This is a genomic window from Actinocrinis puniceicyclus (assembly GCF_018283645.1).
Classification (GTDB): Bacteria; Actinomycetota; Actinomycetes; order Streptomycetales; family Catenulisporaceae; genus Actinocrinis; species Actinocrinis puniceicyclus.
This window is the reverse complement of sequence record NZ_JAGSXH010000110.1, coordinates 1-18,995: the sequence shown is the minus strand read 5'-3', so window position 1 is coordinate 18,995 and position 18,995 is coordinate 1. Positions and strand designations below refer to the sequence as shown.

Here is an 18,995-nt window from a genome sequence, read left to right as displayed (position 1 = left end):
GCCTCCGTCGCGTCCTTCAGCCTGGCCTTCCTGATGCTGCTGCTGGTCGGATTCGGGTTCTGGCACGCACGCCGCGTCCCGGCCGACGCCGAGATCCTCACCCACTCCGCTCCGCAGCCCGCCACCGCCTGAACCGTCCGCCACGGCCCGACAAACCGCGGCTGCCTGACCATCCGCGACTGCACCGACCGACGCGCGGCCCCCGTCCTGGGCGACGGGGGCCGCTTCGACACCGTGGGTTGACTGCGGGCGCTTCGGCGACGCGGCGAGCGTCGTCGATCGGCCGATCCGCCCCGGAACCGGTGAAGGCGCCGCTTAAGCCAGCAGATGCAACAGCACCAGGCCGACCACGCTGACCAGGAACGTCGAGGCGATCGAGAGCAGGCAGCCGGTGCCCCCGGTGATCGGCTGGTCGGCTTGTACGCGCGCGCGTGAGCGCCCGAGCGGCATGAGCAGCGGCTCGGGCTCGCTCCACACGTAGAGCAGCGCCCCGATCTGGCCGACGGTGAACAGCCAGAACCAGGCCCAGCGGTTGGCGTAGCGGTGCTCGCGGGTCAGCAGCATGCGCGCGAACAGCACGATCCACAGCGCGACCGCGATCGTGCCCAGCGGTGCGCCCAGGGTCAGCTGCCCGGCGTTGAGCAGCAGCACCCGGTAGCTGGTGACGTCGGTGACGCTGACGGTGTGGCCGGACCGGCGGGCGACCGCGGTCAGTTCGCCGACCAGCTGCCCGCGGGGCGAGGCCTGCTCGCCGCCCTCGGCCGGGCCGGACCCGCTCTGCGCGCCGGGCGGCTGGTACCAGGCCTGTGTCCAGCTGAAGAACCCGGTCTGCCACAGGACCCTGACGCCGGTCGCGTCGGCCTGGTCGGTGAGCACCGCGGTGGTGCTTCCCGCGCGGATGCGGTCCTCGAGCTGATCGACGAATGCGTGACTGCTGGGACTGGCGACCGCGAGCACCTGCAGCAGCGTCGCGGCGAACAGCGCCAGGACCAGCCAGCGCAGGATGTGCATGAATGTATTGACGATGCGCCCGTCACGGGCGCCCCCCGTTGTCATAGGGACAAGTGTGCCGTGGCGGGCAGCGTTGCGAAAGCGCGTGTCCCGGGCGCTGCCCGAGCGCTCTCGGTGCGTCGCCGGCGACGCACCGTCCTCCTTCGCTCCTCGGCTCCTTCGCCCGTCCGCTCCTCGGCTCGTCCGCGGGGACGGCCGGGCGGCCGGGACGCGCTGCGCCCGGCTGCCGAGGCGGTCCGGGACGGGCGGATCGCCCCGGCTGCAACGGTTTCGGGACAGGGCGTTGCGCCCGCGCCGGTGCGCCTTGTGACGCCGCGCACGTCCGCGCGGCCCCCACGCGGCGGGCCGTTCGGCCCTATGAGGGAATGCGCCCGCTACAAGAGGCTGACATGGAACGCGACCGCCGGCGGCGGTATGCGTCGATTGTCAGCTCGCGCATCCATCAGGGAAACGGAGTTCGTCCGATGTCTGAGACGCAGGTCACGCCTTCCGGGGAGGCACCGCGGGTGCCCGGGGCGCGGCGGCGGTACACGATGCTGGCGCTGGCCACGCTCGGGTTCGCGCTGAACTTCTGGGCGTGGGCGCTGCTCAGCCCGCTGGGCCCGCGACTGAAGGACTCGCTGCACCTGACCTCCTTCCAGCAGGCGCTGGTGGTCGCGGTGCCGGTCGTGGTCGGTTCGCTCGGGCGCATCCCGGTGGGCGCGCTGACCGACAGGTACGGCGGCCGGGTCATGTTCCCGCTGGTGTCCGCGGCCACGATCGTGCCGGTGCTCTACCTCGGGCTGCCCGGACACTCCTCCCTGGCGGCGCTGCTCGTCGGCGGGTTCTTCCTCGGCTTCGCCGGCACGGCGTTCGCCGTGGGCGTGCCGTTCGTCAACGAATGGTTCCCCCCGCAGCGGCGCGGGCTGGCGATCGGCGTGTTCGGCGCCGGCATGGGCGGCACCGCCATCAGCGCCCTGACGACGGTGAACCTGGTGAAGGCGCACGGATTCGCCACGCCGTTCGTCATCACCGCCGTGGCGCTGGGCCTGTACGCGATCGTCGCGGCGGTGGTGCTGCGCGACAACCCGGACCGGGTCGTGCCGACGCTTCCGCTCGGCCGGCGGCTGGCCTCTGCGATGCGGCTGCGCGTGACCTGGCAGGCATCGGCGTTGTACGCGGTCGCCTTCGGCGGTTACGTCGCGTTCTCCGTCTACCTGCCGACCTACCTGCGCAACGCCTACACCCTGGCGCAGTCCGACGCGGCCAACCGCATGGCCGGGTTCGTACTGGTCGCGGTCCTGATGCGGCCCGTCGGCGGGTTCCTGTCCGACCGGTTCGGGCCGACGCGGGTGCTGACCGGGTCGCTCGCGCTCGTCGTCGTCGGCGCGTTCGCGCAGTCCTTCACCCTGGGCCTGGCGCCGGCGGGCACCCTGGCCTTCCTGGCCATGGCCGCGGCGCTCGGCGCGGCCAGCGGAGCGACCTTCGCCATGGTGGCGCTGCTCGCGCCGGCGCAGCAGGTCGGGTCGGTCACCGGAGTGGTCGGCGCGGCAGGCGGCCTGGGCGGGTTCATCCCGCCGCTGGTGATGGGTTCGCTCTACGGGCGCTACGGCACCTACGGCGCGGGCCTGGCGATGCTCTGCCTGGTGGCGGCCGGTATGGCGCTGTTCACCGCGACCGCGGTGCGGCGCGCGGCGAACGCCGCCGCCGGCGCGAGCGGCGCGCGGCCCACGACCGGGGCCGCGTAAAGCAGCCCGGCGTTCACGATCAGCAGGACCAGGTGTCCGGCCGCGAACCGCGGCCGGACACGCGATGTGGGACGCGGGCTGCGGTCCGGAGAAAGGGAAGCACCAGGTGGATGAGTTTGTTGCGCCGTCCGCGGGATTGGACGGCGAGTTGGCCGACGCCCTCGTACGCACCCGCCGATACTTCACCCGCGGGGAGGTCTCGGCGGACCTTCGCACGCTGCATCAGGTCGGCGGGCGTTCCGCGGACGCGTTCTACCGGGACCGCTGGTCCCACGACAAGGTGGTGCGCTCCACGCACGGGGTGAACTGCACAGGGTCCTGCTCGTGGAAGGTGTACGTCAAGGACGGCATCATCACGTGGGAGACCCAGCAGACCGACTATCCCTCGGCCGGGGCGGACCGGCCGGAGTACGAGCCGCGCGGCTGTCCGCGCGGTGCTTCTTTCTCCTGGTACACCTACTCCCCCACGCGGGTGCGTTACCCGTACGTGCGCGGGGTGCTGCTGGAGATGTACCGGGAGGCGCGCGCCCGCCTGGGCGACCCGGTGGCGGCGTGGGCGGACGTGGTGGAGGACCCGCAGCGCGCGCGGCGGTACAAGTCGGCGCGCGGCAAGGGCGGGCTGGTGCGCGCGAGCTGGGACGAGGCGCTGGAGATGGCGGCCGCGGCGCACGTGTACACGATCGGGCAGTACGGGCCGGACCGGGTCGCCGGCTTCTCCCCGATCCCGGCGATGTCGATGGTCTCGCACGCGGCCGGCGCCCGGTTCTACTCGCTGATCGGCGCGCCGATGCTCTCGTTCTACGACTGGTACGCGGACCTGCCGGTGGCCTCCCCGCAGATGTTCGGCGACCAGACCGACGTGCCGGAGTCGGGCGACTGGTGGGACGCCGGGTACCTGATCATGTGGGGCGCGAACGTGCCGGTGACGCGCACCCCGGACGCGCACTGGATGACCGAGGCGCGCTACCGTGGGCAGAAGGTGATCGCGGTGGCACCGGACTACGCCGACAGCGTGAAGTTCGCCGACGAGTGGCTGCACCCGGTGCCGGGCACCGACGCCGCGCTGGCGATGGCGATGGGCCATGTGATCCTGCGCGAGTTCTTCCTGGAGGAGCGGGTCGAGTACTTCGACCGGTACGTCAAGCAGTACACGGATCTGCCGTTCCTGGTCACGCTGGAACCCGACGGGCAGGACGGCGAAGGCGGCGGCGCGGGCGCGTACGCGCCGGGGCGGTTCCTGACGGCGGCGGATCTCGGCGGGCAGCAGGCCGCGCAGGAGAACGCCGCGTTCAAGACGGTGCTGCTCGACGCGCAGGGCGCGCCGGTCGTGCCCGGCGGGTCGCTCGGGTTCCGCTTCGGAGCCGATGGGCAGGGCCGATGGAACCTCGATCTGGGGCAGGTCGAGCCGCTGCTGTCCGCGGCCGGCGGCGAGTTGGAGCCGGTGGCGGTGACGCTGCCGCGGTTCGACACCGAGCAGGGGCCGGGCGGGCGGATGCTGCGCGGGGTGCCGGTGCGCCGGGTGGCCGGGCGGCTGGTGACGAGCGTGTTCGACCTGATGCTCGCGCAGTACGGCGTGGCGCGCGCGGGACTGCCGGGCCGCTGGCCGTCCGGGTACGGCGACGCCGAGGAGCCGTACACCCCGGCGTGGCAGGAGTCGATCACGGGTGTGCCCGCCGTGGCCGCGGCGCGCATCGCGCGGGAGTTCGCGGTGAACGCGCGCGACACCCGCGGCCGCTCGATGATCATCATGGGGGCGGGGACGAACCACTGGTTCCACTCCGACACGATCTACCGCTCGTTCCTGGCGCTGACGACGCTGACCGGCTGCCAGGGGGTCAACGGCGGCGGGTGGGCGCATTATGTCGGCCAGGAGAAGGTCCGCCCGATCACCGGGTACTCGCTGCTGGCGAGCGCGGGCGACTGGAACCGCCCGGCCCGCACGATGATCCAGACCGCGTACTGGTACCTGCACACCGACCAGTTCCGCTACGACCCCTTCAGCGCGGGTTCGCTCTCGGCGACCGGGCGCGGCGGGGCGTTCGAGGGCCGGGCCACGGCGGACGTGATCGCGGCCTCGGCGCGCATGGGCTGGATGCCCTCGTACCCGACGTTCGAGCGCAATCCGCTGGATCTGGCCGACGAGGCCGAGGCGGCGGGCCAGGACCCCGCCGCGTACGCCGTCGGGCAGATCAAGGCGGGGCGGCTGCGTTTCGCCGCGCAGGACCCGGACGACCCGCGCAACTTCCCGCGGGTGCTGACGGTGTGGCGGGCGAACCTGCTGGGGTCCTCCGCGAAGGGCAACGAGTACTTCCTGCGCCATCTGCTGGGCACCGACTCGGCGGTGCGGGCCGAGGAGGCGCCGCCGGGCGCGCGGCCCAAGGAGGTGGTCTGGCACGAGCAGGCGCCCACGGGCAAGCTGGACCTGCTGCTGTCGCTGGACTTCCGGATGACCAGCACGACGCTGTACTCGGACATCGTGCTGCCGGCCGCGACCTGGTACGAGAAGCACGATCTGAGCTCGACGGACATGCATCCGTTCGTCAACTCGTTCAATCCGGCGATCGCGCCGCCGTGGCAGGCGCGCACCGACTGGGATTCGTTCAACTCGCTGGCGCGGGTCTTCAGCGCCCTGGCGGCCGACCGGCTGGGGGTGCGCCGCGACCTGGTGGCCTCGCCCTTGCTGCACGACACGCCGGACGCGATGGCCACCCCGCACGGGCACGTGCGCGACTGGGCGGACGGTTCGTGCGAACCGGTGCCGGGGGTGAACCTGCCCAGGTTCACGGTGGTCGAGCGCGATTACGGCGCGGTGGCGCAGAAGATGACGGCGCTCGGGCCGCTGGCCGACTCCCTGGGCGCGACGACGAAGGGGGTGACGTTCCGCGTCGAGCCGGAGGTGGAGTACCTGCGGCGCACCAACGGCGCGGTGCGCGGCGGGGTGGCCGACGGGCGTCCGTCGCTGGAGCGGGACGTGCACGCCTGCGAGGCGATCCTGGCGCTGTCGGGCACCACGAACGGGCGCCTGGCCACGCAGGGTTTCCACACGCTGGAGGCGCGTACGGGCACGAAGCTGGCGGACCTGGCCGCCGAGCACGAGGGTAAGCAGATCACGTACGCGGACACGCAGAACCGGCCCACGCCGGTGATCACCAGTCCGGAGTGGTCGGGTTCGGAGAGCGGGGGGCGGCGGTACTCGGCGTTCACGATCAACGTCGAGCGGCTCAAGCCCTGGCACACGCTGACCGGGCGCCAGCACTTCTTCCTGGACCACGAGTGGATCGCCGAACTGGGCGAGCAGTTGCCGGTGTACCGCCCGCCGCTGAACATGCACGTGCTCTTCGGTGAGCCGGCGGTCGGCGACCGCGGGGAACTGGGGGTGACGGTGCGTTACCTCACCCCGCACAACAAGTGGTCGATCCATTCGGAGTATCAGGACAATCTGCTGATGCTCTCGCTCTCGCGCGGCGGGCCGGTGGTGTGGATGAGCACGCCGGACGCGGCGAAGATCGGGGTGCACGACAACGACTGGATCGAGGCGGTCAACCGCAACGGCGTGGTGGTCGCGCGCGCCATCGTCTCGCACCGCATGCCCGAGGGCACGGTGTACATGCACCACGCGCAGGACCGGCTGATCGACGTGCCGCGCACCGAGACCAACGGCCGGCGCGGCGGGATCCACAACTCGCTGACGCGGCTGCTGATCAAGCCGAGCCATCTGATCGGCGGCTACGCCCAGCTGTGCTACGCGTTCAACTATCTGGGCCCGACCGGGAACCAGCGCGACGAGGTGACCGTGATCCGGCGCCGTTCCCAGGAGGTCGAGTACTGACATGCGTGTGATGGCCCAGATGGCGATGGTCATGAATCTGGACAAGTGCATCGGCTGCCATACGTGCTCGGTGACGTGCAAGCAGGCGTGGACGAACCGCACCGGTGTGGAGTACGCCTGGTTCAACAACGTCGAGACGCGGCCCGGGCAGGGTTATCCGCGCCGCTACGAGGACCAGGAGGCCTGGCGCGGCGGCTGGACGCTGAACAAGCGCGGGCGTCTGGCGCTCAAGGGCGGCGGGCGGGTGCGCAAGCTGCTGTCGATCTTCTCGAACCCGAAGCTGCCGCTGCTGGAGGACTACTACGAGCCGTGGACGTACGACTACGAGACGCTCACCAGCGCTCCGGCGCAGGAGCACACCCCGGTGGCGCGGCCCAAGTCGGCGATCACCGGCCGGGACATGAAGATCACCTGGTCGGCGAACTGGGACGACAACCTCGGCGGGTCGGCCGACCACGGGGAGCGGGACGTGATGCTCAAGGGCGTCGAGGAGAAGGTCAAGTTCGAGTTCGAACAGACCTTCATGTTCTACCTGCCGCGTATCTGCGAGCACTGCCTGAATCCCTCGTGCGCGGCCTCGTGCCCGTCGGGCGCGATCTACAAGCGCAGCGAGGACGGCATCGTGCTGGTGGACCAGGACCGGTGCCGCGGCTGGCGGATGTGCGTCTCGGGCTGCCCGTACAAGAAGGTGTATTTCAACCACCGTACCGGTAAGGCGGAGAAGTGCACGTTCTGCTTCCCGCGCATCGAGGTCGGCATGCCGACGGTGTGCGCGGAGACGTGCGTGGGGCGCCTTCGGTACATCGGGCTGGTGCTCTACGACGCCGACCGGGTGCTTGAGGCGGCCGCGACGGCGGACGAGAAGGACCTGTACGAGGCGCAGCGTTCGGTGTTCCTCGACCCGCACGACCCGGCCGTGGCCGAGGCGGCGCAGGCGGCGGGCATCCCGCGCGACTGGGTGCTGGCCGCGCAGCGCTCCCCCGTGTACGCGCTGATCAACAAGTACAAGGTGGCTCTGCCGCTGCACCCGGAGTACCGCACCATGCCGATGGTGTGGTACATCCCGCCGCTTTCGCCCGTGGTGGACGTGGTGCGCGAGAGCGGGTTCGACGCGGAGGACCGGGGCAACCTGTTCGCGGCGATCGACGCTTTGCGCATCCCGGTGGAGTACCTGGCCGGGTTCTTCTCGGCCGGGGATCCCGAGCCGGTGCGCCGGGTGCTCCAGACGCTGGCGTCGATGCGCTCGTACATGCGCGAGATCAACCTGGGGCGCGAGGCGGACGAGTCGATCGCCGCGGCGGCCGGGATGAGCGGCGAGCAGATGTACGACATGTACCGGCTGCTGGCGCTGGCGAAGTACAACGAGCGGTACGTCATCCCGTCGGCGCACGCCGAGCAGGCGCACAGCCTTGAGGAGCTGGCGACGCAGTGCTCGCTGGAGTACGAGGGCGGGCCGGGCATGGGCGGGTCGGGCGCGCAGGCGCCGCCGGCGGTGCGCGACCAGCGCGCGCTGCGGGAGCGCCAGGGCGCGTCCGCGGACTCGGACGCGGCCCCGGCCCGGGTCAACCTGTTCGCGTGGGACGGGCGCGGGCGGCCGCAGGGGATGTTCCCGCACCGGCGCGAGCCTTCCGCACAGGAGGGTTCCGCGCACGAGTCTTCCGCACACCCGGGTTCGGCGCAGGGCGCCGGTGTCGGCGGCGCGGGCGTCGAGGGCGACGGCGGCGCGGGGGGTGCGCGGTGAGCGGGAAGAACGAGGCGCTCGACGCGCGGGCGTGGCAGACGCTCTCGGTGCTGCTGGGCTACCCCGACGAGGAGCTGTACGGGAACCTGCCGCTGCTGCATCGGGCGGCCGCGACACTGCCCGCGCCGGTCGCCGGGCCGCTGGCGCGGTTCCTGGCGTTCCTCGGGGCGGGCACGCCCGAGCAGATCGCGCAGCAGTACGTCGCCACCTTCGACCACAAGCGGCGCGGCTGCCTGTATCTGACCTATTACACGCACGGCGACACCCGCAAGCGCGGCGTGGCGCTGCTGCGCCTCAAGCAGCAGTACGCGGCGGCGGGACTGCGCCTGGCGCAGGACGAGCTGCCCGACCACCTGTGCGTCGCGCTGGAGTTCGCCGCAGCGCGGCCCGAGGCCGGGCGGCGGCTGCTGACCGAGTACCGCGCCGGGGTGGAACTGCTGCGCCTGGCGCTGGCGGACGCGGGTTCCCCGTGGCGGGACCTGCTCGACGCGCTCTCGGCGACGCTGCCGGCGCTGACCGGCGACCAGCGGGCCGCCGCCGCGCGCCTGGCCGCGCAGGGGCCGCCCGACGAGCAGGTGGGCCTGGAGCCGTTCGCACCGCCGCAGTACATGCCCGAGAGTGTGGGAGGCCGCCGATGAGCGGGAACGACAGCGCGGTCAACGTGCTTTTGTGGGTCGCGGTGCCCTACGCGGCGATCGCGGTGTTCGTCGTCGGGCACTACTGGCGCTACCGGTTCGACAAGTTCGGCTGGACCACGCGCTCCTCGCAGGTCTACGAGCGGCGGCTGCTGCGCTGGGGCAGCCCGCTGTTCCACTTCGGGATCCTGGCGGTGTTCTTCGGGCACGTCGTCGGGCTGCTGGTGCCCGAGTCGTGGACCGCGGCGCTCGGGGTGAGCGAGGGGATGTACCACGCGGTGGCGTTCAGCGTCGGGACGCTCGCCGGGCTCGCGGCGGTGGCCGGGGTGGCGATCCTGGTCTACCGGCGGCGCACGGTCGGCTCGGTGTTCTCCGCCACGACCCGCAACGACAAGGCGATGTACGTGCTGCTGGCGGTGACGCTGCTGCTGGGGCTGGGCACGACGCTGTACGGGACGCTGAGCGGGCATCCGCACGACTACCGGCAGACGGTCTCGCCGTGGCTGCGCTCGGTGCTGCTGCTGCGCCCGCACGCCGGCTTGATCCTGGGCGCGCCGCTCGGCTTCCGGCTGCACGTGCTCGCGGCGTGCGCGCTGTTCGCGTACTGGCCTTTCAGCAGGCTGGTGCACGTGTTCTCCGCGCCGGTGGGGTACCTGACGCGGCCGTACATCGTCTACCGCAGCCGGGATCCGCGCTTGAGCTCCTCGCGCGCGGCGCGCCGCGGGTGGGAGAAGGCGAGCTGACCGCAGGGGCCTGAAGCGAGCGCACCCGGCCGCGGGCGATGGCCGCGCGGCGCCTTGGCAGTTCCCCGCACGTGCGGGGGCGCAGCCGGGCGCCGCGCGGCTCTCGCGCGGCGCAGATCGGCGGGTGCGGGTGCGCCGGGTCGGGCGGCGTGGCCAGCCTGATCCTCTCTCTCTCTCTCTCCCCCCCCCGCCGACCCGCTCGCACAGGCAGGCCGGTCCGAAGACGCCGATGCGTGCCGGCACCATGCGATGCAACTGGTCGGGGCCCACGCGTGAGAACAGGTGTACCCGGGTGAGCGTCACGAGCGCCCTGCCCCGTCAAAGAACGCCGCGGCGAAACCGGCCTGTGCGGGTCCGGTGCCCGTTACGTTGACGCCACCCCGATCCGGTCGGGTGACCCCAGCGGATCGCCGCGCTGCGGCACCCCGGAACCCGTGCGCGCGACTCGTCGCCGCCCAGCGGCCCCGCGGCGGCCCCGCGCCTATCGCGGTGCCAGGGCCGCCGCGGCGCGCGGCCGGTAGAGGCGAAGTTCCCGGATACGCGGGCGCCGTGGCCGGTGCCCCGCGGTGACGCTCGCCGGTAGCCTCGGGGGCCACCAGCCCGGAAGGAGCCCCTGTGCCCAAGCCAGAGCCCAGCGCCGCCCGCGTCGTCGTCATCGGCGGCGGAACCGCCGGCATCTGCGTCGCCGCGAGGCTGCGCCGCGCGGGCCTCGACGGGGTCTGCGTCCTCGAACCCTCACCGGTGCACTGGTACCAGCCGCTGTGGACCCTCGTCGGCGGCGGCGAGGCGCCGCTGTCGGCCTCCCGGCGGCCGCAGTCCTCGGTGACGCCGCGCGGCGTGCGCTGGGTGCGCGACCGGGCGGTGTCGGTGGACCCCGAGGAGCGCACGGTGCTGACCGGCGACGGCCAGCAACTGCCCTACGACGCGCTCGTGCTGGCCCCCGGGGTGCAGCTGAACTGGGATCGGATACCGGGCCTGGCCCAAGCGCTGGGCCGCGAGGCGGTGTCGAGCAACTACGACCCCGAACACGCCGGGCACACCTGGGAGCTGATCCGCGCCGCGCGCTCGGGCACCGCCGTGTTCACCATGCCGGCCGGCCCGGTCAAGTGCGCCGGCGCCCCCCAGAAGATCGCCTACCTGGCGGCGGACTACTGGCGCAAGCAGGGCGTGCTCGGCGACATGCGCGTCATCCTGGTCCTGCCGACCGCCTCGATCTTCAGCCAGCCGCAGTGGGCGGCCGTCCTGGAGGGCGTGGCCGCGCGCTACGGCATCGAGGTGCGTTACAGCAGCGAACTGGTCGCCGTGGACGGCGCGCGGCGCGAGGCGACGATCCGGGACAACGCCGCCGGCACCAGCGAGGTGGTCGGCTACGACCTGATGCACGCCACGCCGCCGCAGAGCGCCCCCTCGTGGCTGGCCGGCGGCCCGCTGGCGGACCCGGCCAGCCCCTACGGGTACGCGAAGGTGGACAAGCACACGCTGCGCTCCCCCGACTTCCCGCAGGTCTTCGCGCTCGGCGACGCCGCGAACCTGCCGACCTCCAAGACCGGGGCCGCGGTGCGCAAGCAGGCGCCGGTCGCCGCGGCGAACCTGCTGGATGCGCTGCACGGGCGGCAGCCGTCCGCGCGCTACGACGGCTACACCTCCTGCCCGCTGGTCACCGCGCGGCACAAGATGCTGCTGGCCGAGTTCGACTACGAACTGACCGCGCGCCCGTCGCTGCCCTTCATCGACACCTTTCGCGAACGCACCGACATGTGGCTGCTCAAGCGTTACGGCCTGCCGGCGCTGTACTGGCGGCTGATGCTGCGCGGGCTGGCGTAGCGCGGTGCGTCGCGCGGCCCGGCCGGGCCGCGCGACGCACCGCGTCAGCGGGCCAGCAGCGGCGCGAGCTGCTCCTGGTACGGGAACGAGCCCGGCCGGTAGGAGCACCACGGCTCCTCGGCCAGCAGGTCGCCGGTCATGCCGTACGCGCGGGAGCGCGACCCGCCGCACACCTGCCGGAACTCGCACGCCCCGCAGCGGCCCTTGAGCGAGGCGGGTTCGCGCATCCGGCGAAAGAGCGGGGTGTCGCGGTACAGCTCGGTCAGCGGCCGCTCGCGCACGTTGCCCGCCGCGAACGGCAGGAACCCGCTGGGGAAGACCTCCCCGGTGTGGGAGACGAACACGAATCCGCTCCCGGCGTTGATCTGCATCGGCGGGCGGCGGGTGCGCCGCGGCGGCAGGGCGAGCGCGTCGAGCCCGGCGCGCAGCTTCTGGTAGAGCGGCCCGAGGCCGAGCACGCCGGCCGGGTCCTCGCCGCGCTGCTCCAGCACGAGGCGCTGGAGCGTGACGCGCCGGTAGTGGTGCGCCTCCGTGGTCTTCGACGGCACGAGCTTGCCGGCGTCGTAGACGAAGTTGAGCACGTCCTCGACGTCGGCGGCATCCAGCTGCTCCAGCGCCCGGCCGCGGCCGGTGGGCACCAGCAGGAACGCGCTCCACACGATCGCGCCGTACTCGTGCACCAGGCGCACGATGTTGGGCAGGTCGGTCAGGTTGTGCCCGGTGACCGTGGTGTTGATCTGCACTTTCAGCCCGATCTGGCGGGCGGTGCGCCATGCCGCGAGCGTCTGGTCGTACACGCCCGGCACGCCGCGGAACGCGTCGTGGATCTGCGCGCTGGACCCGTCCAGGCTCAGCGAGATCGCGTGCGCGCCGGCGTCGTAGAGCCGGCGCAGGTTCTCCGGGGTCAGCGTGGGCGTGCCCGACGGGGAGACGGCCACCGGGACGCCGCGCGCGGAGAACCGCTCGACCAGCTCCATCAGGTCGGGCCGCTGGAACGGGTCGCCGCCGGTGATCACGAACAGCGGGCAGGGCGCGCCGAAGGCGTCGACGGCCAGCAGGTCCAGCGCCTCGGCCGTGCCGAGTTCCCGCGGGTCGCGCCGCGCGATCGACTCCGCGCGGCAGTGCAGGCACGCCAGCGGGCAGGCGCGCGTGGCCTCCCAGATCACGATGAACGGCCGGTCGGCGGCGTCGTGGCGCGGCGTGCGGATCGCGGGGCCGGTCACGACGGGGCCAGGATGTGCTCGATGACGTCGGCCGCGCTGTAGCCCTGCGCCCCGGCGGGCAGCAGGTGCGCCAGGAACCCCAGGTCCTTGCCGAGGGTGACCAGCGGCGCTTCGGCGTAGCCGCCCGCGCGGGTCTGGCCCAGGCCGACCGTGCTGGTCAGGGCGTTGCACAGGCAGCGGCGGCCCACGGTGTCCTCGATCCTGCCGCCCTTGGCGACATATTCCTCGACGGGTTCCGCCGGACAGCGGTACCCGATCCCGCCGCGCGCGGTGCGGTACGCGGTGCGCAGGTATCCCAGGTCGCACAGGCGGCGGCGGCCCTCGTACACGTCCTGCTCGGTCAGGGTGCCGGGCAGCTGCGCGGTCTTGAACGGGAAACCGGTCGGCGAGGCGTTCGGGTCGGCCCGCACGTCCATCTCGCCGCGCACGGCCCGCGCCAGCGCCTCGCGCTTGAGGTCCGCGCGCAGGTCCGACTCCTCGCACAGCGCGAACGCCGAGCCGACCTGGACGCCGCAGGCGCCCGCGGCCTTCGCCTCGGCCAGCGCGCGCGGCCCGGCGTACCCGCCGGCCAGCCAGAACGGCAGGCCCAGGGCGCGCACTTTCGCCGCGTCGATGCGGTCGCGCTCGCCGTAGACCGGTTCGCCGTGCTCGTCCAGGCGCAGCGGGCCGCGCGGCGGGGCGCTGTGCCCGCCGGCGTCGGCGCCCTCGAGCACGAAACCGTCCGGGCGGGTCGCGGGCGAGCGCACCAGGTAGGCGGCCAGCACCGCGGAGGAGACGATCGCCAGCAGGTGCGGGCGGCGGCTCGGGCCGCGGTGCGCGCCGAAGACCGCCAGCGGGTCGAACCGCAGCGGGTGCTGTTCCTGGCCCGCGTCCGGGCCGGCGACCGGGACGGACAGGCGGGCCGGGCGCTGGCGCGCCAGCTCGGTCAGCAACTCGGGGATCTGCGCCGGCACGCCCGCGCCGACGAGCACGTAGTCGACGCCGGCGAGCATGGCGCCGTAGGCGGCCTCGGCGCTGGCCGTGGCGATCTTCTCCAGGTAGTTGACCCCGACCAGGCCGCGGTGGCCCTCCTTGGCGAGGTAGACCTCCGCGAAGTTCGCCGCGACGGTCAGCTCGGCGCGCGCCTGGTTGTGCCGCAGCGCGGTGCGCGGCACCGGGCGGAACGGGGTGCGCGGCGCGAGGCCGCCGGGCACGAAGTAGCGCGCCAGGATCCGCCCGGCGACCCCGGGCAGCGGCAGCTGCTCCAGCGCCCGGCGGGCGTGCCCGCCGGGGTCGCCGCGCTGGAGGCGGCGCGCGAGCACCGCGTCGAGCGCGGTGCCGGAGACCACGCCGAGCTGGCCGGCGCGGGCCACCGCGGCGGCCAGGCGCCAGCCGGAGACGCCCACGCCCATGCCGCCCTGGATGATCTGCGGCGCGGTGCTGCCCTCAGCGGTCACGGGAGCGCCCGTCGGCGTGGGAGAGCGCCAGCAGGCTGGCGCCGACGCCGGTGGTCAGCACCCCCAGCCCCATCACCAGCAGCGTGATGTTCGATGCCTGGTAGGCGCTCATCAGGCCCGCGCGCAGGGTCTCGCCCATGAACGCGGTCTGCCGCAGCGCGGCGAGCTTCTCGTCGCCGCGCCCGTCCTTCGCGCACTCCTCGGTGATCTGCGCGTAGGTGCGGCCCGAGGTCGCGGCGGCCAGGTGGGACTTGATCAGTTCGGAGAAGGCGCGCGCGTCGTCTCCGCTGCGCACCGGCCGGCCGGCCAGGTGCCGCAGCGGCTCGGGCAGGTCCTGCTCGCGTGCGGGGAACGCGATGTGCTGGCTTTCCAGCTCGGCCCGCAGCTGCGCGCGGCCGGCCCGGCCGCGCGCCAGCATCACGGGCCCGGCGGCGAGCAGCGCGCAGCCGACGAGGTCGGCCAGCGTCGTGGGGCGGACGCGCACGGGCGCGCCTCCTTCCGGGGTTCGCAGGCGGCTGATCCGGCACCGCGCCGGGCCGCGCGCCCCAGCCTCCCGGCCCTGCCGCGCGCGCGGCAGGGCCGTTCAGTACGGCGCGCGGCGGGACGAAGGTCCCGCCGCGCGCGCGTCGCGCCCTGTTACGACAGGTTCCAGGTCTGGTTGTTGCCGCCGTTGCCGGGCCACTGGTCGACGGCGGCGCCGGCGGTGGCGGAGTTGCCGTAGTCGTCCGCGGCCAGGCCGCTGCCCAGGTCCACCATCAGGTAGCTGGTGTCCCCGGTGGAGGTGTAGGAGCCGACGGCGTCGAAGGCCCACTGCTGGCCGGGGGCGCCGGTGCAGGTGCCCTGGTCGAGCTGGACGCCCTGCGCGGTGGAGCCGCCGGGCGCCTCCAGGCACAGGCCGCTGTTGGCGTTGCGCAGCGTGTAGGCGTTGCCGCCGGCGGGGTTGAGCGTCCACTGCTGGTTGGCGCCGGCGTGGTTGGTCCACTGGATGACTTTGGCGCCCGGCGCGCTCGATCCCCCGCTGACGTCCATCACCAGGCCGCTGTGCGCGTTGGTCAGGTAGTGCGTGCTGCCGCCGGCGGGGTTGGACGCGCCGGCGCCCCAGGCTCCGGCGGCGCTCTCCAGCGTCCAGGAGCGCTGCCAGCCGACGGTCAGCGTGGTACCCGAGACGGTCATGGGCAGCCAGATCAGCGGCGAGGTGCCCAGGTTCCCGGTGGTCCACCGGTCTGCGGCGTAGATGTACGTGGTCGCCGAGGATCCCGCGACGGTGATGATGTTCGCGGTCTGCGAGTTGTAGGTGCTGGTGCCGGTGGGCGCGAAGGCGCGAAACGCCGACCAGGGGCCGGCCGGGGAGGGGGCGGTGGCGTAGACGTTGTCGTTGGTGGACCAGCCGGTCAGGTGCGAGGCGAGCAGATAGTACGTGCCGGCGATCTTGACCATGGCCGGGGCCTCGTAGTCGGCCAGCAGCGCCACCGGGGCGGCCACGCTCAGGTAGTCGGCCGAGAGCCGGTCGATGCGCAGGCCGTTGGCGCGGTCCTCGCTCAGCAGGTACCCGGTGCCGTCGCCGTCCTGGAACAGCCCGATGTCGCGGCTCTGGTAGCCCAGCGGCTGGAAGCTGCCGCGGTAGGTGTAGGGGCCGCACGCCGAGTCGCTCACGGCGACGCCGACCTTGGCCTCCGAGTAGCTGCCGTTGTCGATGTGCATGTACATCACGTACTTGCCGGTGGTGGGGTTGTGCAGCACCTTGGGCCGTTCCACGATGCGCCCGGGGCCCAGGTCGCCGCCGGCCTGGCGGGCCAGCGCGGTGCCCTGGCGGGTCCAGGAGGACAGGTCGGCGGAGCTGTAGCAGGGGATGTCCTGGAACGCGGTGTTCGAGCTGCTCTCGCCCGTCTTGTCTTCGCCGAAGCCGTACCAGGTGGATCCGGCCTGGACGATGCCCAGGCCGTGCAGCTGCAGCGGGTTTCCGCCGGTGTCGTTCCAGGCCGCGCCGGGGGTGAAGGCGGCGGTGGCGGCGTGCGCCGGGGCGGCGGTGAGCGCCGCGGCGAGGGCCACCAGGAACGCCAGGGCGGCGGCGAACGGCGCGGCGGCGCGGCGCGGGTAGGGTCTGGGCACGTGCGGGGCTCCGTCTCGGCAGTGAGAATGTTGACGGGCGCGGTGTCGCGGCGCAGCGACGGCGCGCGCGGGCGGACGCGTGGCTCACTGTGTGCCCGGGTGCGCGGTGCGTCAATGCCCGCGGCGCGAGGGCGCGGTGCGCGGCGGGCGCTGTGGCTGGAGGGTGGCGGATGGCAGGGACGGCGGGCGGCGCGGCGCACGGGCGCGGCGCGAAAGTTGCACGTGGCGGCGCGGCGGTCTCGGTGGAGGCCGCGATCGAGGGCTGCTACGCCCGGGACGGCGCGCCGCTGCCGGTCCCCGTGCTGGAGCGCAGCGTGCGCCTGGAACCGGACGCGGTGGTGATCCTGGACCGGCGCGTCTTCCCGCATCAGGAGGTGTGGGTGCGCGCGAGCTCGGGCGAGCAGGTGGCGGATGCGATGCGGCGGATGGTCACGCAGAGCACCGGGCCGATCTTCGCGGCGCTGGCCGCTCTGGTGCTCACCGCGCGCCAGCGCGCCGCGGGCCCGCCGGCCGAGGCCGTGGCGGCGCTGCGGCAGGCCGCGGGGCTGCTGGCGGGGGCGCGCCCGACGAACAACAGCGTGGGCGACGCGGTGCGCGCGGTGCAGGCGGCGCTGGAGGCCGAGCTGTCCGCGGCCGCGGCGCGGGGCCGGGCGCTGGATTCCGCGCAGGTGGCGCAGGCGGTGCAGCGCGAGGCCGCCGCGCAGGCGCTGTGGTTCCGGCGCCGCTGCGCACTGCTGGCCGGGCACGCGGCGGCGCTGCTGGAGGACGGGGCGCGGCTGCTGACGCACTGCTGGATGGACACCTACCTGATCGAGCTGGTGCGCGCCGGGCACGCGGCGGGCAAACGTTTCTCGTACGTGGCCACCGAGACGCGCCCCTACCTGCAGGGCGCGCGCCTGACGGCGCACACGCTGGCGCAGATGGGCCAGGACGTGACGTTGATCACCGACGGGATGGCCGCGGCGGTGCTCAGCCCGTTCAGCGCGCTGGGGCCGGTGGACGCGCTGGTGACGGCCGCGGACCGGGTCAGCATGGACGGGCACGTGTTCAACAAGGTCGGCACGCTCGGTGCGGCGCTGGCTGCGCGCGCGTTCGGGGTGCCGTTCTACGTGCTGATCCAGGCCCCTGATCCCCGCTCCCCCGCCGCGGCCGACGTGGTGGTCGAGCGGCGCGAGGGCGCGGAGGTGCTCTCGGTGCAGGGCGTGCGCACGGCCTCGCCCCTGGTGACGCAGGCGTACTACCCGGCGTTCGACGTCACCCCGCCGCAGTACGTGACGCGGATCGTGACCGACCGCGGCCCGTTCGAGGCGCAGAAGGTGTCAGCGTATTTCGACCCGGCCGCGCCGCCCGGCGGCGGGCCGGGCGGGCACGCGGCGGGCTGAGGCGGCGTCGGGCCGCCTGCGCCGCGAGGGGGCGCGCACCGCGCGGCCGCGCGCCGTACGCGCTCTGATGTGCTTGCGTTCACCGGGCGGCCGCCGGGCCGTGTCTGAAATTTGTCTGAAGAACCTACAACCGGATCGGCGGGTGCGCCGTCTTTACCGAACGTGGATCACACATCGTGGGAACGGCGCTCGCGCGGCTTCGGGCAGAACGCGGCGCGTGATGAGGACCTGGAGCGCACGGTGGCGCTCGGCGGTCCCGAGGGCGCAGAGCGCGGGGACGCGCTGGACGAGACGCTGCCGCTGCGCGAGGCGGCGGCGCGCGGGATCGTCGCGCAGCGCACCGGCCCGTCCGGCCCGGGCGGTTACGGTGCGCCGGGCGGCTACGGCGGGTACGGGCCGGGTGGCCATCCGCCCGGCGATCAGGGGCCGTCCGCGCGCCGGCCGTTGGCGCGGCGCAAGGTGCTGCTCGCGGCGGGGGGCCTGACGCTGGTGGGCGGGTGCGGGATCGCGACGGCGGCGCAGCTGGCGTCGGCGGGTTCCTCGCCCACCGCTTCGCCGGCGCCCTCACACTCGCCCTCGCCCTCCTCGCCGCCGGCCCCGACGCGCACCCCCTCGGACCTGTCCTCCTCGTCGGCGGCCGCGGCGCCCCCCTCGCCGCCGCCGGACGTGAACAACCCGGGCAGCGGGGTGAACCCGGCGCAGGTCCAGTCGCACCCGGAGTACTACGTGCACGCCGGGCCGAAGGTGATCGCGCTGACGCTGGACGACGGTCCCAGCGCGCAGTTCACCCCGAAGATCCTGGCGGTGCTCCAGCAGTACCGGATCCACGCGACCTTCTGCATGATAGGCGAGCAGATCGCGGCGAACCGGTCGCTGGTCTCCGAGGTCGCGGCGGCCGGGCACACGATCGTGAACCACACGTGGAACCACGCGGACCAGTCGAAGCTGTCGCTGTCGGGGGTGCGTTCGCAGATCGCCCGGGCCAACGACGCGCTCGGCGCGGTGGGGGTGGCCCCCGCGCTCTTCCGGGCGCCCTACGGGGCGTGGAACCACACGGTGTTCCTGGCCTGCGCGCAGGCCAGGCTGCGGCCGCTGGACTGGTCCGTGGACCCGCGGGACTGGTCGCGCCCGGGGGTCAGCACGATCGTGCAGCGGATCATGAAGAACACGCGCACCGGGTCGATCGTCCTGGAGCACGACGGGGGCGGGGACCGTTCGCAGACCGTCGCGGCGCTCAAGATCGTGCTGCCGCAGCTGCTGAGCGCAGGGTACCGCTTCACCAGCGTCTGACCGGCGCGCGGCCCGCCGCCCGCGGCGGGACGGACAGGCCGGGAG

At 73.6% G+C, this 18,995-nt stretch carries 13 protein-coding genes; 8 read left to right on the top strand and 5 right to left on the bottom strand.

All coding sequences use genetic code 11. The features are described 5' to 3' along the window. Nucleotides 1-315: 315 nt before the first annotated feature. Nucleotides 316-1,056, bottom strand: coding sequence for a hypothetical protein (locus KGA66_RS23140; protein WP_211470566.1), 741 nt, complete (start codon nucleotides 1,054-1,056; stop codon nucleotides 316-318). 419 nt (nucleotides 1,057-1,475) lie between these two features. On the opposite strand from KGA66_RS23140, the gene KGA66_RS23135 reads away from it, so the two are divergent. The 6 genes from KGA66_RS23135 to KGA66_RS23110 all read left to right on the top strand — a co-directional run bounded on the left by KGA66_RS23135 (nucleotide 1,476) and on the right by KGA66_RS23110 (nucleotide 11,510). Continuing rightward, the gene (locus KGA66_RS23135) at nucleotides 1,476-2,738 is read left to right on the top strand and encodes an MFS transporter (protein WP_211470565.1); all 1,263 of its coding nucleotides are present in this window, start codon (nucleotides 1,476-1,478) and stop codon (nucleotides 2,736-2,738) included. A 106-nt stretch (nucleotides 2,739-2,844) separates the two neighbouring features. Then, entirely contained in the window at nucleotides 2,845-6,567 is a 3,723-nt protein-coding gene (locus KGA66_RS23130) for a nitrate reductase subunit alpha (RefSeq protein ID WP_312887038.1), read from the top strand. 1 nt (nucleotide 6,568) lies between these two features. Then, nucleotides 6,569-8,308 carry a nitrate reductase subunit beta gene (gene narH, locus KGA66_RS23125; protein WP_211470559.1) on the top strand — a complete coding sequence of 580 codons (1,740 nt, stop codon included), beginning with the start codon at nucleotides 6,569-6,571 and terminating at the stop codon, nucleotides 8,306-8,308. Beyond that, nucleotides 8,305-8,946, top strand: a complete 642-nt coding sequence (narJ, locus tag KGA66_RS23120) for a nitrate reductase molybdenum cofactor assembly chaperone (RefSeq protein WP_211470557.1) — start codon at nucleotides 8,305-8,307, stop codon at nucleotides 8,944-8,946. The genes narH and narJ overlap by 4 nt, the downstream gene beginning before the upstream one ends. Beyond that, nucleotides 8,943-9,686, top strand: a complete 744-nt coding sequence (gene narI / locus KGA66_RS23115) for a respiratory nitrate reductase subunit gamma (RefSeq protein WP_211470555.1) — start codon at nucleotides 8,943-8,945, stop codon at nucleotides 9,684-9,686. The genes narJ and narI overlap by 4 nt, the downstream gene beginning before the upstream one ends. Before the next feature lie 615 nt (nucleotides 9,687-10,301). After that, nucleotides 10,302-11,510 (top strand): NAD(P)/FAD-dependent oxidoreductase, encoded by a 1,209-nt coding sequence (locus KGA66_RS23110; RefSeq protein WP_211470553.1) that lies wholly within the window; start codon nucleotides 10,302-10,304, stop codon nucleotides 11,508-11,510. A gap of 44 nt (nucleotides 11,511-11,554) precedes the next feature. On the opposite strand, the gene KGA66_RS23105 is transcribed toward KGA66_RS23110, so the two are convergent. From KGA66_RS23105 to KGA66_RS23090, 4 genes are all read right to left on the bottom strand, one after another. Beyond that, a complete protein-coding gene (locus tag KGA66_RS23105) occupies nucleotides 11,555-12,718 on the bottom strand; it encodes a TIGR04053 family radical SAM/SPASM domain-containing protein (RefSeq protein WP_369015941.1) in 1,164 nt (387 codons plus the stop codon). A gap of 11 nt (nucleotides 12,719-12,729) precedes the next feature. Beyond that, nucleotides 12,730-14,124: a nitronate monooxygenase gene (locus tag KGA66_RS31830; RefSeq protein ID WP_369015940.1), complete on the bottom strand. Its 1,395-nt coding sequence runs from the start codon at nucleotides 14,122-14,124 to the stop codon at nucleotides 12,730-12,732. Nucleotides 14,125-14,158: 34 nt separating this feature from the next. Next, the gene (locus KGA66_RS23095) at nucleotides 14,159-14,653 is read right to left on the bottom strand and encodes a hypothetical protein (RefSeq protein WP_211470542.1); all 495 of its coding nucleotides are present in this window, start codon (nucleotides 14,651-14,653) and stop codon (nucleotides 14,159-14,161) included. A 152-nt stretch (nucleotides 14,654-14,805) separates the two neighbouring features. Then, the gene (locus KGA66_RS23090; RefSeq protein WP_312887037.1) at nucleotides 14,806-16,278 is read right to left on the bottom strand and encodes an RICIN domain-containing protein; all 1,473 of its coding nucleotides are present in this window, start codon (nucleotides 16,276-16,278) and stop codon (nucleotides 14,806-14,808) included. A 170-nt stretch (nucleotides 16,279-16,448) separates the two neighbouring features. Between KGA66_RS23090 and KGA66_RS23085 the strand changes: the two genes are divergently transcribed. Together KGA66_RS23085 and KGA66_RS23080 are read left to right on the top strand one after the other, a co-directional pair. Further along, nucleotides 16,449-17,660 carry a translation initiation factor eIF-2B alpha/beta/delta subunit family protein gene (locus KGA66_RS23085; RefSeq protein WP_211470540.1) on the top strand — a complete coding sequence of 404 codons (1,212 nt, stop codon included), beginning with the start codon at nucleotides 16,449-16,451 and terminating at the stop codon, nucleotides 17,658-17,660. Nucleotides 17,661-17,822: 162 nt separating this feature from the next. After that, the gene (locus KGA66_RS23080; protein WP_211470539.1) at nucleotides 17,823-18,950 is read left to right on the top strand and encodes a polysaccharide deacetylase family protein; all 1,128 of its coding nucleotides are present in this window, start codon (nucleotides 17,823-17,825) and stop codon (nucleotides 18,948-18,950) included. The last annotated feature ends 45 nt before the right edge of the window (nucleotides 18,951-18,995 follow it).

Coding starts and splice junctions, on each gene's coding strand:
- KGA66_RS23140 (WP_211470566.1), bottom strand. CDS start 1,056: ATGACAACGGGGGGCGCCCGTGACGGGCGCATCGTCAATACATTCATG.
- KGA66_RS23135 (WP_211470565.1), top strand. CDS start 1,476: ATGTCTGAGACGCAGGTCACGCCTTCCGGGGAGGCACCGCGGGTGCCC.
- narH (WP_211470559.1), top strand. CDS start 6,569: ATGCGTGTGATGGCCCAGATGGCGATGGTCATGAATCTGGACAAGTGC.
- narI (WP_211470555.1), top strand. CDS start 8,943: ATGAGCGGGAACGACAGCGCGGTCAACGTGCTTTTGTGGGTCGCGGTG.
- KGA66_RS31830 (WP_369015940.1), bottom strand. CDS start 14,124: ATGGGCGTGGGCGTCTCCGGCTGGCGCCTGGCCGCCGCGGTGGCCCGC.
- KGA66_RS23085 (WP_211470540.1), top strand. CDS start 16,449: ATGGCAGGGACGGCGGGCGGCGCGGCGCACGGGCGCGGCGCGAAAGTT.